We start from the raw sequence: 13,990 nt of genomic DNA, 5'->3' as shown, positions 1-13,990 counted from the left end.
ACCGAAGGAGTCGCATGAGCCGCAGTGATCTGCCCAGCCGCAGGGGTGTGCTGCGAGGGACCCTCGCCACCGGCGCCGCCATCGCCGCGCAGGGCCTCGCCCAGGGCCCGGCCCACGCCGCGTCGGGGCCGCGCGCCTACCGCAATCCGCTCGTCGAACAGCGCGCCGACCCGCACATCCACCGGCACACCGACGGCCACTACTACTTCACGGCCACCGCACCCGAGTACGACCGCATCGTGCTGCGCCGCTCGCGCACCCTGCGGGGCCTCACGCAGGCCGGCGAGTCCGTCATCTGGCGGCGGCACACCAGCGGCGACATGGCCGCGCACATCTGGGCCCCGGAGCTCCACCGCGTCGACGGCGCCTGGTACGTCTATTTCGCCGCGGCCCCCGCCGACGACGTGTGGAAGATCCGCATCTGGGTCCTGGAGAACACCAACGCCGATCCGTTCAAGGGCAGTTGGACCGAGAAGGGGCAGATCGCCACCGCCTGGGACACCTTCTCCCTGGACGCCACCACCTTCACACACCGGGGCGGCCGCTACCTCGCCTGGGCGCAGCACGAGCCCGGACAGGACAACAACACCGGTGTCTTCCTGTCCCGGATGGCCAACCCCTGGACCTTGACGGGACCTCAGATCCGGCTGACCACACCGGAGTACGACTGGGAGTGCGTCGGCTTCAAGGTGAATGAGGGGCCCTACGTCCTCCAGCGCAACGGCCGGGTCTTCCTCACCTACTCGGCCTCCGCCACCGACTTCAACTACTGCGTCGGTCTGCTCACCGCCGACGACACGAGCGACCTCATGGACCCCGCATCCTGGTCCAAGTCGCCCGCCCCGGTCTTCACCAGCAACGACACGACCGGCCAGTACGGTCCCGGCCACAACTGCTTCACCGTCGCCGAGGACGGCCGCACCGACGTCCTCGTCTACCACGCACGCCAGTACAAGGAGATCGAGGGCGACCCCCTGAACGACCCCAACCGCCACACCCGCATCCAGCAGCTCGGCTGGAAGGCCGACGGCACGCCGGACTTCGGGGTCCCCGTGCCCGACGCCCGGTAGGGGAACTCAGGCCCGCATCACAAGGCGGTCCACGGCGGCGGTCCCGGAGGTGTAAGTCCCGGAGGTGTAGGGGACGGGCAGTCCGCCCCCCGCACCCGACGGCAGCGTCTGTTCGAGAGCGCCGAGCAGCCGCTGCACATCGGCCGACGGGCGGACCACCAGACGCAGAAAGCGACTTGAGCTGCCGATCTTGTTGCCGCACTCGCGGATCAGGATGCCGTGCTCCTCCAGGAGCCGGTCCCGCAGTTCGGCCCCGTCGACGCCGTCGGGGAGCCGGACGTACACGAAATTGCCGTGCGAGGGATAGGTGACGAGGCCGGGCAGGCGGGCCAGGTGCCAGATCATCTCCTGGCGGTCCCGGCGCACCTGACGCAGGCTCAGGTCGTAGGCGTGGCGGTGCTGCTTCAGCATGAACACCACGGTCTCCGCGAAGGAGTTGAGGTTCCACTTCGGCAGCGCGGCGCGCACCTTGGCGGCCAGGCCCGGGTTGGCGACGAGATAGCCGAAGCGCACGCCGTGCAGCCCGAAGTTCTTGCCGAGGCTGCGCAGCACGATCACATTGGGGCGAAGCACCGCCTCGTCCACCACGGTCGGCTGCGGTTCGGCGTCGGCGAACTCCAGGAACGACTCGTCCACGACCACCAGGTCCAGGTCCTGCAGCGCGTCGAGCAGCGCGAGCACCGAGTGGCGCGGCAGCAGGCCGCCGTCCGGGTTGTTGGGGTTGCAGATGACGGCCGTGCGGGAGCCGCGGGCGCGTACGAAGTCGACGAAGGCCGCCGGGTCCAGGGCGAATCCGGCGGTCTGCGGCAGCGGGAACATGTCGACCCGCTTGCCGGTCTCCATCGGCTGATCGGTCCACCGGCCGAACGTCGGCACCGGCACGGCCAGCGCGTCACGGACCAGCAAGTGGTCGATCCAGGTGATGAGTTCGGTGGATCCGTTGCCCATCGCGACGGTCTGCGGATTGAGCCCGAGCACCGCGCTCAGCTCGGCGGTCACGGTGTCCGCGCTGCTCGGGTAATAGGTGAGGATGTCCCGGAGGCGGCCGCCGAGCTCGTCGAACATCTCGGGCGTGGGGAAGTACGGATTGCACGGGATGCAGAAGTCGATGAGCGGCCGCCCGCCCTCCGCCGCCCGGCTCAGCGTGGAGTACGAGGGGCTGTGCGCGGTGGACGCGCGGAAGAGGGCGGTGACGGTGCCCGCGTCTGCCATGGAGGTTGCCTTCGGGTGCGCCGGATGCTCCGGATGGGGGGGAAGTGCTGTCTCCCCTACATACGGACACGGGCCGGGGCTTGCTCAACCGGTGGGGCTTGAGGGGCGCGGTCGCCGCCTGGTGGACATGGGTGAGCCCCCGCCTCGCGAGGCGGGGGCTCATGCCAGGTGCTTAGAGGGCGCCGGCGGCCGAGATGGTGATCTTGGCCTTGGTGGCGCCGGACTGCGAGCCGAGGGCCTCGATCTTCTTGACGAGGGCCATGCTCTCCTCGTCGGCGACCTCGCCGAACACCACGTGCTTGTTGTCCAGCCAGCTCGTGACGATCGTGGTGATGAAGAACTGCGAGCCGTTGGTGTTCGGGCCCGCGTTGGCCATCGAGAGCTGACCCGGCTTGGTGTGCTTGAGCGTGAAGTTCTCGTCGGGGAACTTCTCGCCGTAGATGCTCTTGCCGCCCGTGCCGTTCCCGGCGGTGAAGTCGCCGCCCTGGAGCATGAACTCCGGGATGACGCGGTGGAAGCTCGAGCCGGCGTAGCCGAAGCCCTTCTCGCCGGTGCAGAGCGCGCGGAAGTTCTCCGCGGTCTTCGGCACGACGTCGTCGAACAGGTTGAACGTGATCCGGCCCTCGGGCTGGTCATTGATGGTGATGTCGAAATAAGCCTGGATGGTCATGCGCCTCATCCTGTCATTGCCCTGTCCCCACCCGCCAACCGAACCCCCCGAAGAGCCCTCAGCGACCCCGGTGACCAGGCATGATGTCGTCGATCTTGATCCTCATGAAGGTGATCGAGTTCGCCGGGAAGGTGTACGAGAAGGCGTCGGACACCCCTTCGAACGTCGATTCCACCGGTCGCACGGGGGTCGCGTCCTTGGTGTTCTCGGCGGCCGGGTCGGCGGCGAGGGTCGTCACCTTCGCACTCGGTGCGACCCGTGCGCCCGAGCCGAGATCGATCTTGGTGCGGGCATCTGAACCCTGAGCATTGACGACCTTGAGGATGACGTCACCCCTGGCCTTGTCGCGGGTGACGACCTGGCGGAACGGCTCGGCGGGCTTGTCGTCGGTGAAGGAGCCCCACTTCTTGCCGTCGAGGTAGAGCGTCACCTGGCGGCCGCGCACCTCCACGCGGAGGTCGTAGCTGCGGCCCGTCTCGATGGTCGTGGTGTCCTGGACCATGGTCTGCTTCGCGCCGTCGACGGTCTTCTCGACGGCCGACCGCGTGTTGTTCCAGCCGCCCAGGTTCCACCAGTAGTGGTTGCCGGTGTCCTTGACGCCGAAGGCGACCATGAAGCCCTCCTTGCCGGACTTCTTGGTGGCCTTCACGTTCAGGTCGTAGTTCTGCCAGCCCTTGTCGCCCGCCGTGACCAGGGTGTTCTCGACGTCCTCGGCGGACTGGACGTACGCACCGTCCCGGACCGCCCAGCTGCCCTTGTCCGCGGCCCTGGTCCACCGGCCGTCACCGGCGGAGAAGTCGTCGGAGAGGAGCGTGCCGCCGTCCTCGCCGGTGACCAGCACATCGTCGTACGCCGCGCTGGTCGCCCAGGTGGACAGGCCGACGGCGCCGGTGATGGGCCCCGACGTGGCGGGGGTCGCGGAGGCCTTGGACGGTACGACCTCGTCGCCGGCGTTGCGCATGAAGAGCTTCTGCGTCTCGTAGTTGGCCGAGCCCCAAGACTGGTCGTTGTCGAACCAGATCATGTTCGGCTTCCACTGCACGTAGTCCTCGTTGGCGAGCAGCGGGGCGTACGAGGCGAGCTCGACGATGTCGGCATTGCGTTCAAGGCCGGTCATGTACGCCGCTTCGGACAGGGCGTTGGAGAATTTGTTGCCCTGCGACGCGTACTCGCCGAGGAACACCTTCGGGCCCTGGCGGTCGTAGGAGTCGTAGCGGTCGTTGTTCTCCAGGAACCACTGCGGGCTGTTGTAGTAGTGCTCGTCGACCATCGCGACGTCCGCGTCACGGTTGAGCTGCCAGGCCTTGTCGAAGGTCGAACCGCTGTCGTCGGGGCCGGAGTTGGAGATGACCGTGACGTCCGGGTACTTCGCCTCGATGGCCGCGCGGAACTCCTTGAAGCGGGCGAAGAACTCCTCCGGGAGGTTCTCCTCGTTGCCGACTTCGAGGTGGGTCAGGCGGAAGGGCTTCGGGTGGCCCATCGCCGCCCGCTGCTTGCCCCACTCGCTGGTCGCCGGGCCGTTGGCGAACTCGATGAGGTCCAGGGTGTCCTGGATGTGCCGTTTGAGCAGCGCCGGGTCGTCGGTGGCCTTGTTCTGGCCGCAGCCGGTCACCAGGGCGGGCACCACGGGCAGCGGCATGGCGCCGGTGTCCTCGGCGAACTGGAAGTACTCGTAGTAGCCGAGGCCGTAACTCTGGTTGTAGCCCCAGAAGTTGGCGTTCGTGGCGCGCCGCTCGACCGGGCCGATGGTGTCCTTCCACTGGTAGGAGCGCTTGCGCTGCCAGCCGGACCGCTCGTCGTACGCCTCATGGGAGCCGGTGTTGACCAGGCAGCCGCCGGGGAAGCGCAGGAAGCCGGGGTTCAGGTCGGCGATCTTCTGGGCGAGCTCCTTGCGCAGGCCGTTCGGGCGGCCCTTGTAGGTGTCGCGCGGGAAGAGGGAGATCTCGTCGAGGGCGACGGGTGCGCCCGATGCGACGGTGAGGCGCCCGGTGGCGGAGGTGCGGCCGGCGGTGAACACGGCCTCGTACTTCGCCCAGCCGCCGCGCGCGGTGACCCGGCGGGCCGGGGCGAGGTCGCCGGAGGCGTCGCGCAGGGTGAGGGCGAGCGGCGCGCTGTCCGTCCCGCCGGTGCGGGCCCAGACGGAGAAGTCGTAGCGCTTGCCCTTGGTGACCGCGATGCCGGTGTTGTAGCCGGAGTTGGTGACGGACGAACCGCCGTCCAGGGAGAGGTAGTTGCGGTTGCGGGCGTTGAGGCGGCCGTCGTCGTTCACCACCTCGGCGGAGCCGGAACCGGATGTGTCCCACGAAGTGAGCGGCTTGTAGGACGCGTTGTCGGCGGTGCTGTACTCGAAGGAGCGGTTCTGGATCAGCTCGGCGTAGAGGCCGCCGTCCGCCGCGCGGTTGATGTCCTCGTAGAAGACGCCGTACATCGAGTCGTCGATCTTCGCGCCGGTGCGGGTCGGGTCGACGTCGATCGTGTAGTCGGTGGGTTCGGCCGCGGTGGTGGGTCCCGCGGCGAGCGTTCCGGCGAGCAGGGCTCCCAGGGTGAGCCCGATCCTCCATCGTCTGCGTGCCATGCGTACCCCAGTCTCTGTGCGATATCTCGAACGTCGATCAGTAGGCCGAACGGAAACTTAGGCAGCGAGGAGCGGTGCGTCAACGCATTGCGCAAGAAGTGGCCGATGTGTGCCCCGGGGTTCGTGATGCCGAACAACTTCCGGGAGATTGAGGGGACTTCGCCGCCGGTCTCCCTCTAGGGTCGGAGCGACCCCGCGTCGAAGCGCTTCGCCAACCCCCCCGCCAACGCCCAGGAGAGCCGAATGGTCAACCTCGCCGAGGTCGCCCAGCATGCCGGAGTCTCGGCCAGCACGGTGAGCTACGTACTCAGCGGCAAGCGGCCCATATCCGCCCCCACCAAGGCCCGCGTCGAACGGTCCATCCGGGAGCTCGGCTACCACCCGAACGCCGGCGCCCGCGCCCTGGCCAGCAGCAGGACCAACATCATCGCGCTGATGGTGCCGCTGCGCACCGACATGTACGTACCGGTGATGATGGAGATCGCCGTCGCCGTCGCCACCACCGCGCGCACCCACGGGTACGACGTGCTGCTCCTGACCGGCGAGGAGGGGCCCGGTGCGGTCCGCCGCATCGAGGCCAGCGCGCTCGCCGACGCGATGATCCTCATGGACGTGGAGCTGCACGACGAGCGCCTTCCGCTGATCCGCGAGGCCGACCGGCCCGCCGTGCTCATCGGCGTGCCCGCCGACCCCACCGGCCTGACCTGCGTCGACCTCGACTTCGTGGCGACCGGCGCGCAGTGCGTGGAGCACCTCGCCGGGCTCGGACACCGGGAGATCGCCGTGATCGGCGAGGCGCCCGCGGTGTACGAGCGGCACACCGGCTTCGCCGAGCGGACCCTGGACGGGCTGCGCGCGCGGGCCCGGGAGCTCGGCGTGCGGGTGCTGCACCGGCCCTGCGACGGGACGTACGACGCACTGGCCGCGACCCTCGCCAGGATCTTCGACGAACGCCCCGGCACCACGGGCTTCGTCGTGCAGAACGAGCCGGCGGTGGAACCCCTCCTGAGCCTGCTGCGCCGGCAGGGCCGCGCCATCCCCGAAGACGTCTCCGTCATCGCTGTCTGCCCTGACCAGGTCGCCACCCAGGCCTCGGTGCGCCTCACCTCCGTCGGTATCCCGGCTCAGGAGATGGGGCGCGAGGCGGTGGAGCGTGTCGTCGCCAAACTGCGGGGCCAGGCCGTCGACGAAGTCTCCCTGCTCACCCCGGAGTTGACGGTCCGCGCGAGCTCGGGCCCCGCAAAGGGCTGAGGAGTCTGACTGGGATTACGGACGTTGTTCGACCTCTCGTACAGGCGTTGCTATGCTCGCGCACCGCGCGCAAGGACAGAGAGAGGTCACCCGTGGGGACAGCCGTCGACGACGCAGCCGCCGCGGAGTTCCATGACTTCTTCGAGCGGCACTACGCCGAACTCGCCCGCCTCGCCCACCTGTTGACCGGCGAGAAGGACGCCGCGGACGATCTGGCGGCGGACGCCCTGGTCGCGCTCTGGCACCGCTGGGACCGGGTGCGGGCCGCCGACCACCCGGCCGCGTACGCCCGCGGTGTCGTCGCCAACATGGCGCGCAGCCGCATCCGCAGCGCCGTCCGGGAGCGCCGCAGAGTGGCTCTCTTCTGGGGGCAGCGCTCGGAGGGCGTGGACGACCCCGACGTACCGGCGGTCGTCGATGTCCAGGAGGCGCTGCGTACGCTGCCGTTCCGCAAGCGGGCCTGTGTGGTCCTGCGGCACGCCTTCGACCTGTCGGAGAAGGACACCGCCCGCACCCTCGGCATATCGGTCGGTACGGTGAAGAGCCAGACGTCCAAGGGAATGGCGGAGCTGCAACGGCTCCTGGGCGACCGCGCCGCGGCAGAGCTCGTGGGAGGGAGGCAGTGATGGACGACGTACGCAAACAGCTGCGCGATGCCGCGGCCGAGCACCGCCCCGACCGGGAGCGGATGCTCGCCCGGGTCGAGCGCGGCATGGAACGCGACGCAGCCCCGGGCGCCTCGTCCCGCGGCAGGCCCCTGCGCCCCGCTCCCTGGCTGCGCATCGCGGGCGCGACGGCCGCCGTGGCAGGAGTCCTCGCGCTCGGCGGTTACGCCGTCGCCTCCGTGGTCCATGGCGATGAGCCGCCCCGCACCGTCGGCACACCTGCCGCCGCCGAACCCCCGGCCGCCACACAGCCGTTGGCCCCCGACGCCAAGGGCGTCGAGGACGGCTTCCTGTGGAGCGACGGCTCCATCGACCCGAAGAGCAACGACTTCTGGGCGCAGAGCACCCTGACCTTCAAGACCGGGAATCCGCTCACCGCGCTCACCGTCGAACTGCGCGTCGCGCAGACCGGCGGCGTCGCCGACACGGGCAATTGGCGCTCCCTGCCCGCCGGCGACTTCACCGTCTCCGTACGCGAGGCGGGCGGTGATCTTGTCTACCGCTGGACGCTGAAGGCGGGCCGGACGGTCCCGGCGGGGAAGCATGTCTTCGCGGGGCAGTACAACCACGCCGAGGGCGGCAGGGACGCGGGCGACGACACCTACGCGGCGGAGGCGACCGCGTCGGGCCGGAAGGCCGCGGTGCGGGGCGACTTCGCCCGCACCTCCTAGGCCACGTGGGCCGCGGCGGACCTTCCGCGCACGGCCGCTGTCACGCCGTCGGCGTGACCTCCGCGAGCAGCCCGTCGACGAACGCGCGGAGCCCCTGGGGGTAGATGTCCCGTGCGGCAAGCGCGGCCCATCGCACGCCGATGGCGGCCAGGCGGGGCACCTGGGACGGGTCCAGGTCGTCGCGGTAGGCGAAGGGATGGCCGGCGGCATGCCGGCGGGCGGAGTGGGCGCGGACGAGGACCTCGCCGACGGTGTAGTACCAGAGGCTGCGGAAGACGTCGACGCTCTGCTCGGGCGTGCATCCGTGGTCCTCGGCCCCGGCCACGATGGCTTCGACCATCCACATCGCCGATTCGTCGAGCAGGCCGACGAAACCGTCGGCCGACAGGACCTCCGCGGCCCATGGCCAGGCGGCGAGCGCGTCGTGCAGCGCGGTGGCGGCCACGACGATGCGCTCCCGTGGGTCGCCGGGCAGTTGGGGGCGCTCGATCCGGGCGACGTGGTGATTGAGCAGCAGGAGCAGGAGATCGTCCTTGCTCTGGATGTGGTGGTACAGGGTCGTCGCCCCGATGCCCAGCTCGGCGGCGAGCCGGCGGATGGTCAGCTTCTCCCAGCCGTCCCGGTCGATCAGCTCCCGGGCTGCCGTCAGGATCTGCGGACGGGACGTCAAGGGCGGGCGGCCGGTGCGGCCCTGTGGTGCGGGAGAGCGCGGCGATAGGGGCGATGCGGGCATGGCCCCATCATGCCGTCCCGCCGCCTTCCGTCGCGCGGCCGGTGCGGGTCCCACCGCTTTCAAGCCCTTTCAAGCCCTTTCAAGGTCGACAGAGGGCACCCTCGATGCTACTTTCGGAACGCGTTCGGAAAGTCGGAGAGCAGTGCCGACAGCAGTGTCGAGAAACGGGGTCCTTGATGACGAACAGAGCGAGAACGACAGGGAGTTCAGGTTCCGGACCAGGGCTGACGCTCGCCGCCGTGGCCGTCGTGCAGTTCATGGTGTCCCTCGACCTGTCGGTCGTGAACCTGGGACTCCCGCAGATCGCCGCAGGCCTCGGCTTCAGTGCGACGGGCCTGACCTGGGTGATCCACGCCTACGCCCTCACCTTCGGCGGGCTGCTCCTGCTGGGCGGCAAGGCCGCCGACCGGTACGGCAACAAGCGGGTCCTGCTGCTCGGTCTTGGCCTCTTCGGCCTCGCCTCGCTCGCCGGGGGCTTCGCGCAGGAGCCCGGCCAGCTCGTCGCCGCCCGGGCCGCGCAGGGCATCGGGGCCGCCGCGCTGGCTCCGGCCGCGCTGTCCCTGCTGACCTCGACGTTCCCCGCGGGCCGGGCCCGCATCCGGGCCTTCGGGGTATGGAGTGCGATGAACGCCGCCGGGGCCGCCCTCGGTGTCCTGATCGGCGGCCTGCTCACCGAGTACGCCGACTGGCGCTGGGTCATGTTCGTGAACGTACCGATGGCCGCGGGCGCGCTGGCCGTGGCCTGGCGGGGCGTCGCCGCGGGAGAGCCGGCCGCGCGCGGAGGGCGTCCGGACGTGCTCGGCGGCGTCCTGGTCACGGCGGGCATGACGCTCCTTGTGTTCGGCGTCGTCCGCACCGATCGGTACGCGTGGACCTCGTCGGTCACCCTGACCACGCTGGCGGCCGCCGCCGCACTGCTCGCCGCGTTCCTCCACGTCGAGCGGACCACCACCCGCGAACCGCTCGTCCGGCTCGGCCTGTTCGCCAACCGCTCGGTCGCCGGCGCGAACGCCTGCACCCTGCTGATCGGCGCGGCCATGGCCTCGTCCTTCTACTTCTTGTCCCTCTACGTCCAGCAAGTCCTCGGCAGGGGCCCGGCGGCGACCGGCGTCATGTTCCTGCCGCTGGCCCTCGGAGTGATCGCCGGATCCGTGCTCGCCGTGAAACTCGGCTACCGTCTCGCTCCCCGCACCCTGCTCGTCGTCGGCGGTCTGCTGACCGCGAGCGGGCTCGCCTGGTTCGGGCTGATCAGCCCTGACGGTGCCTTCCTCACTGATGTCCTGGGGCCCTCGATCGTCTCCGGCGTGGGCTTCGGGCTCTGCCTCGGACCGGCCGTCTCCCTCGCCACCGCCGGTGTCGCGCCCCACGAGGCCGGAACCGCGTCGGGGCTGCTCAACAGCGCACGCCAGATCGGCGCTTCGCTCGGGCTCGCCGCCCTCGGCGCCGCGGCGCACGACCGCACCGGCGCGACCACCACACCCCAGACGCTCAACGACGGATACGCGCTCGGCCTGACCCTCGGCGCCGCGCTCCTGGCCGGAGTCGTGCTCATGGCCCTGACCGTCCTGCCCCGCACCGTCCCACCGGCACGCGTCGCCGAGACCGATGACCGCCTGATCAAGACAGGAGGACGATGAGCACCGTCGGAGAGGGACAGAACCTGTCGGGGCTCCTTCGCCCGCACGCCCGGAGTTTCGCCGCCGTGGTGATCCTCCAGGTCATCGGCGCCGTCGCGGGCCTGGCGCCGCTCCTCGCGGTCGTCGAACTGGGGCGCACCTTGTTGTCGCAAGGGCCGGTCGACCGCGGTCATGTCTGGACCGTCGTCATCGCGGGCGCGGCCGGTCTGTTCGTCCGGCTGGTGTTCACAGCCGCGTCGTCCGGGATCGGGCATGTCGTCGACGGCCAGGTGCAACTGACGTTCCGCCGCCAACTGGCCGCGCGCCTGGGACGCGTACCGATCGGCTGGTTCTCGCGGCGCCGCACCGGCGAGCTCGCCAAGGTGGTCGGCGAGGACGTCAGCGCCGTGCACCCGTTCATCGCCCACACACCCGGCGAGCTCGTCTCCGCGTTCGTGGTGCCGCTGGTGTCGCTGGTCTATCTGTTCACCGTCGACTGGCGGCTCACCCTGATCACGCTGATACCGGTGGTGCTCGCCGTGGCGCTGGTTCCCCTGATGATGACGCCGAGGCGGCTGCGCGAGCAGGAGGAGTTCGACGCGGCCATGGGCCGGATCTCCAGCTCCGTCGTCGAGTTCGTCCGGGGCATCTCGGTGGTCAAGGCGTTCGGCGGATCGGGGCGCGCCCACCGCACGTTCCGCACGGCCACGGACGATTTCGTCGGTACGTTCAACCGCTGGGTGCACGGCATCTCGCGGATCGCCGCGGGGATGCAGCTGGTGCTCTCGCCGCCGTTCGTCCTGCTCGTCGTCCTGATCGGCGGCGCGACGCTGATCACCGACGGGGACCTTCCCCCGGCCGACCTGCTGCCCTTCCTGCTGCTCGGCCTCGGCCTGACCGCCCCGGTGGCGGCCCTCGGCCACGGCTTCGACGAGATCCAGGCCGCCCGGCGCGCCGTGGGCCGGATCAGGGACGTCCTCGCGGTGCCTTCACTGCCGGAGCCCGCGCGGCCGGTCGCACCGCGGGGACACCGTGTGGAACTGCGTGACGTCCGATTCGGCTACGAAGCCGACCGCGAGGTGCTGCGCGGGATCGACCTGGTGCTTGAACCCGGGACGGTCACCGCGGTCGTCGGCCCGTCGGGCAGCGGCAAGTCCACGCTGGTCCAGCTGCTGCCGCGGTTCTTCGACCCGACCCACGGCTCGGTCGCCGTCGGCGGCGTCGATCTGCGCGAGCTCGGCAGCCGGGAGCTCTACCGGACGGTCTCCTTCGTCTTCCAGGACGTACGCCTGCTGCGCGCGTCGATCGCCGACAACATCGCCCTCGCCGTACCGCACGCCGACCACGAGGACGTGGTGCGCGCCGCCCGCCTCGCCAACATCCACGACAGGATTCTCGAACTGCCCCGCGGATACGAGTCGGTGATCGGCGAGGACGCCGGCCTTTCGGGCGGCGAGGCACAGCGGATCTCGCTCGCACGTGCCCTGCTCGCCTACACGCCCGTTCTCGTGCTGGACGAGGCGACCGCCTTCGCCGACCCGCAGACCGAACGCGCGATGCGCCAGGCCCTGGCGGCGCTTGAGGGCGAGCGGACCATCCTGGTCATCGCCCACCGCCTGGAGACCATCAGGGACGCCGACACCGTCGTGATGCTGGCCGACGGGGAGATCGTCGAGCGCGGCAGGCCCGCCGAACTACTGGCGTGCGGCGGGCAGTTCGCCGACTTCTGGCAGACCCACCGATCGGCCGTCGCCGACGGGACCGAAGCCCTCGCCGGCGTACCGCAAGGAGACGAACCCCGATGATCCGCATGCTCCTGCGCGTCCTGGGACGCGAGTACGCCCGGCCGGTCCGCCGCACCGTGGCCCTGATGACCGCGACCGCCGTCGCCGAGGGCCTGTCGTACGCACTCCTGGTCCCCGTGCTGCGCGCCCTGTTCGGCAGCACGCCCGACGACGCCTGGCCCTGGCTGACCGCGTTCGGGGTCGCGATCGCCCTCTACGGCGTGCTGCGCTACCTCAGCGATCTGTCCGGTTTCCACGTCGGGACCACGCTGCTGCGCGGCATGTACCACCGGCTCGGCGACCATCTGGCCCGACTTCCCATCGGCTGGTACGGCGCGGGCCGCCTCGGGGAGGTGTCGGTCCTGGCCAGTCGCGGCGTCCTGCAGGCGATGGCCGTGATCGCGCATCTGCTCGCACCGTTCATCTCCGCGAGCGTGACCCCCCTGACGATCGTCGTCGTGATGCTGGCCTTCAACTGGCAGATGGGCCTTGCCGCGTTGGCCGCCGTACCGGTCGTGGCGGCGATCCAGCTCTGGACGGGACGCTCGACGGCCGCGGGCGACGTCGAGCGCGCCGAACGCGACGAGGAGGCCACCGGGCGGGTCATCGAGTATCTCCAGGTCCAGCCGGTGCTGCGGGCCGGGGGCCGCACGGCCGAACGCTTCCGTCTCCTCGACGACTCCCTCCAGGACGTCGAGCGCGCATCGCGCCGCTCCACACTGGCGGCGCTGCCCGGCGCGGTGGGCCTGACGCTCACGGTGCAGGCGATGTTCACCGGCCTGCTGGTCCTCGCCGCCTACCTCGCGCTCGACGGGGACACCGGCGTGCCCGAAATCCTGACGATCCTGGTCCTCGCCGCCCGCTGCGCGGATCCCCTCCTCTCCCTGACGGACATCGGCGGCAAACTCCGCGGCGCGCGTTCCGTACTGGTGAAACTCGACACGGTCTTCGGAACCGAGCCGCTGCCGGAGCCCGCCGAACCGGTCCAACCGGCGGGCCACAGCCTGGAGTTCGTGACCGTCAGCTTCCGGCACGGCGAGCGCACGGTCTTCGACGGGGCGTCGCTGACCGTGCCCCAGGGACAGCGACTTGCCGTGGTCGGACCCTCGGGCGCGGGCAAGAGCACCCTGCTGCACCTGCTCGCGCGGTTCTACGACGTGGACGCGGGCGCGGTGCGCGTGGGAGGCGCGGACGTGCGCACCATCGACACGGAGGTACTGATGGCGCAGTTCGCCGTCGTCTTCCAGGACGTCTATCTCTTCGACGGCACGATCGAGGAGAACGTACGCCTGGGACGGCCCGACGCCGACGAGGCCGACGTCCGGGCCGCCGCCACCGCGGCACGCCTCGACGAGGTGATCGACCGCCTGCCCGGCGGCTGGGCGGCGAACGTCGGCGAGGGCGGCGCACTCCTGTCGGGCGGTGAACGCCAGCGTGTCTCGATCGCCCGAGCACTGCTGAAGAACGCGCCCATCGTGCTCCTCGACGAGGTGACCTCCGCACTGGACCCGGTCAACGAAGCGGCCGTCCACGACGGCATCGAACGCCTGATGGCGGGCCGCACGGTGGTGATGGTCGCGCACCGGATGCGGACCGTCCAACGCGCCGACCGTGTCGTCTTCCTGGACGACGGGCGCGTCGTGGAGGAAGGCACCCACGACGAACTGCTCGGCCGCGGCGGCCGCTACGCCGACTTCTGGAACATCTCCCTGGCGCCGGCGGCGATGGAATGAGCCGGGCGCG

General features: G+C 70.5%; 11 protein-coding genes. 7 read left to right on the top strand and 4 right to left on the bottom strand.

The genetic code is table 11. The features are described 5' to 3' along the window. Positions 1 to 14 precede the first annotated feature (14 nt). Positions 15 to 1,070: a family 43 glycosylhydrolase gene (locus ACFWY6_RS00205; RefSeq protein WP_384684259.1), complete on the top strand. Its 1,056-nt coding sequence runs from the start codon at positions 15 to 17 to the stop codon at positions 1,068 to 1,070. Between the two features lie 6 nt (positions 1,071 to 1,076). Here the strand turns inward: ACFWY6_RS00205 and ACFWY6_RS00200 are convergent, their stop codons facing one another. The 3 genes from ACFWY6_RS00200 to ACFWY6_RS00190 all read right to left on the bottom strand — a co-directional run bounded on the left by ACFWY6_RS00200 (position 1,077) and on the right by ACFWY6_RS00190 (position 5,527). Further along, positions 1,077 to 2,282: a pyridoxal phosphate-dependent aminotransferase gene (locus ACFWY6_RS00200; RefSeq protein WP_384684256.1), complete on the bottom strand. Its 1,206-nt coding sequence runs from the start codon at positions 2,280 to 2,282 to the stop codon at positions 1,077 to 1,079. Between the two features lie 172 nt (positions 2,283 to 2,454). After that, on the bottom strand, positions 2,455 to 2,952 hold the full coding sequence (locus ACFWY6_RS00195) for a peptidylprolyl isomerase (RefSeq protein ID WP_384684254.1): 498 nt from the start codon (positions 2,950 to 2,952) through the stop codon (positions 2,455 to 2,457). A gap of 58 nt (positions 2,953 to 3,010) precedes the next feature. Then, positions 3,011 to 5,527: an alpha-L-arabinofuranosidase C-terminal domain-containing protein gene (locus ACFWY6_RS00190; RefSeq protein ID WP_384684251.1), complete on the bottom strand. Its 2,517-nt coding sequence runs from the start codon at positions 5,525 to 5,527 to the stop codon at positions 3,011 to 3,013. 243 nt (positions 5,528 to 5,770) lie between these two features. Between ACFWY6_RS00190 and ACFWY6_RS00185 the strand changes: the two genes are divergently transcribed. The 3 genes from ACFWY6_RS00185 (at position 5,771) to ACFWY6_RS00175 (ending at position 8,114) form a co-directional block, all read left to right on the top strand. After that, on the top strand, positions 5,771 to 6,778 hold the full coding sequence (locus ACFWY6_RS00185; protein WP_384684248.1) for a LacI family DNA-binding transcriptional regulator: 1,008 nt from the start codon (positions 5,771 to 5,773) through the stop codon (positions 6,776 to 6,778). A 92-nt stretch (positions 6,779 to 6,870) separates the two neighbouring features. Continuing rightward, on the top strand, positions 6,871 to 7,404 hold the full coding sequence (locus ACFWY6_RS00180) for a SigE family RNA polymerase sigma factor (RefSeq protein ID WP_384684245.1): 534 nt from the start codon (positions 6,871 to 6,873) through the stop codon (positions 7,402 to 7,404). Then, positions 7,404 to 8,114, top strand: coding sequence for a hypothetical protein (locus tag ACFWY6_RS00175; protein ID WP_384684242.1), 711 nt, complete (start codon positions 7,404 to 7,406; stop codon positions 8,112 to 8,114). Before ACFWY6_RS00180 ends, ACFWY6_RS00175 begins: the two co-directional genes overlap by 1 nt. 40 nt (positions 8,115 to 8,154) lie before the next feature. Here ACFWY6_RS00175 and ACFWY6_RS00170 read toward each other — a convergent pair whose 3' ends face one another. Further along, positions 8,155 to 8,847 (bottom strand): TetR/AcrR family transcriptional regulator, encoded by a 693-nt coding sequence (locus tag ACFWY6_RS00170; RefSeq protein WP_384684239.1) that lies wholly within the window; start codon positions 8,845 to 8,847, stop codon positions 8,155 to 8,157. 239 nt (positions 8,848 to 9,086) lie between these two features. Between ACFWY6_RS00170 and ACFWY6_RS00165 the strand changes: the two genes are divergently transcribed. Genes ACFWY6_RS00165 through ACFWY6_RS00155 form a run of 3 tightly spaced genes read left to right on the top strand, consistent with a single transcriptional unit; the run spans position 9,087 to position 13,980 of the window. After that, positions 9,087 to 10,484, top strand: coding sequence for an MFS transporter (locus ACFWY6_RS00165; protein ID WP_384684236.1), 1,398 nt, complete (start codon positions 9,087 to 9,089; stop codon positions 10,482 to 10,484). Beyond that, the gene (locus ACFWY6_RS00160) at positions 10,481 to 12,268 is read left to right on the top strand and encodes an ABC transporter ATP-binding protein (protein ID WP_384684234.1); all 1,788 of its coding nucleotides are present in this window, start codon (positions 10,481 to 10,483) and stop codon (positions 12,266 to 12,268) included. The genes ACFWY6_RS00165 and ACFWY6_RS00160 overlap by 4 nt, the downstream gene beginning before the upstream one ends. Then, a complete protein-coding gene (locus ACFWY6_RS00155) occupies positions 12,265 to 13,980 on the top strand; it encodes an ABC transporter ATP-binding protein (RefSeq protein ID WP_384684231.1) in 1,716 nt (571 codons plus the stop codon). Before ACFWY6_RS00160 ends, ACFWY6_RS00155 begins: the two co-directional genes overlap by 4 nt. Positions 13,981 to 13,990: the final 10 nt, after the last annotated feature.

Origin of the sequence: Streptomyces sp. NPDC059037 (assembly GCF_042740015.1) — a bacterium.
Lineage (GTDB): Bacteria > Actinomycetota > Actinomycetes > Streptomycetales > Streptomycetaceae > Streptomyces.
Note: the sequence above shows the minus strand (reverse complement) of the source record. Positions and strands in the feature narration are given on the sequence as shown.

Coding starts and splice junctions, on each gene's coding strand:
- ACFWY6_RS00205 (WP_384684259.1), top strand. CDS start 15: ATGAGCCGCAGTGATCTGCCCAGCCGCAGGGGTGTGCTGCGAGGGACC.
- ACFWY6_RS00200 (WP_384684256.1), bottom strand. CDS start 2,282: ATGGCAGACGCGGGCACCGTCACCGCCCTCTTCCGCGCGTCCACCGCG.
- ACFWY6_RS00195 (WP_384684254.1), bottom strand. CDS start 2,952: ATGACCATCCAGGCTTATTTCGACATCACCATCAATGACCAGCCCGAG.
- ACFWY6_RS00190 (WP_384684251.1), bottom strand. CDS start 5,527: ATGGCACGCAGACGATGGAGGATCGGGCTCACCCTGGGAGCCCTGCTC.
- ACFWY6_RS00185 (WP_384684248.1), top strand. CDS start 5,771: ATGGTCAACCTCGCCGAGGTCGCCCAGCATGCCGGAGTCTCGGCCAGC.
- ACFWY6_RS00175 (WP_384684242.1), top strand. CDS start 7,404: ATGGACGACGTACGCAAACAGCTGCGCGATGCCGCGGCCGAGCACCGC.
- ACFWY6_RS00170 (WP_384684239.1), bottom strand. CDS start 8,847: ATGCCCGCATCGCCCCTATCGCCGCGCTCTCCCGCACCACAGGGCCGC.
- ACFWY6_RS00160 (WP_384684234.1), top strand. CDS start 10,481: ATGAGCACCGTCGGAGAGGGACAGAACCTGTCGGGGCTCCTTCGCCCG.
- ACFWY6_RS00155 (WP_384684231.1), top strand. CDS start 12,265: ATGATCCGCATGCTCCTGCGCGTCCTGGGACGCGAGTACGCCCGGCCG.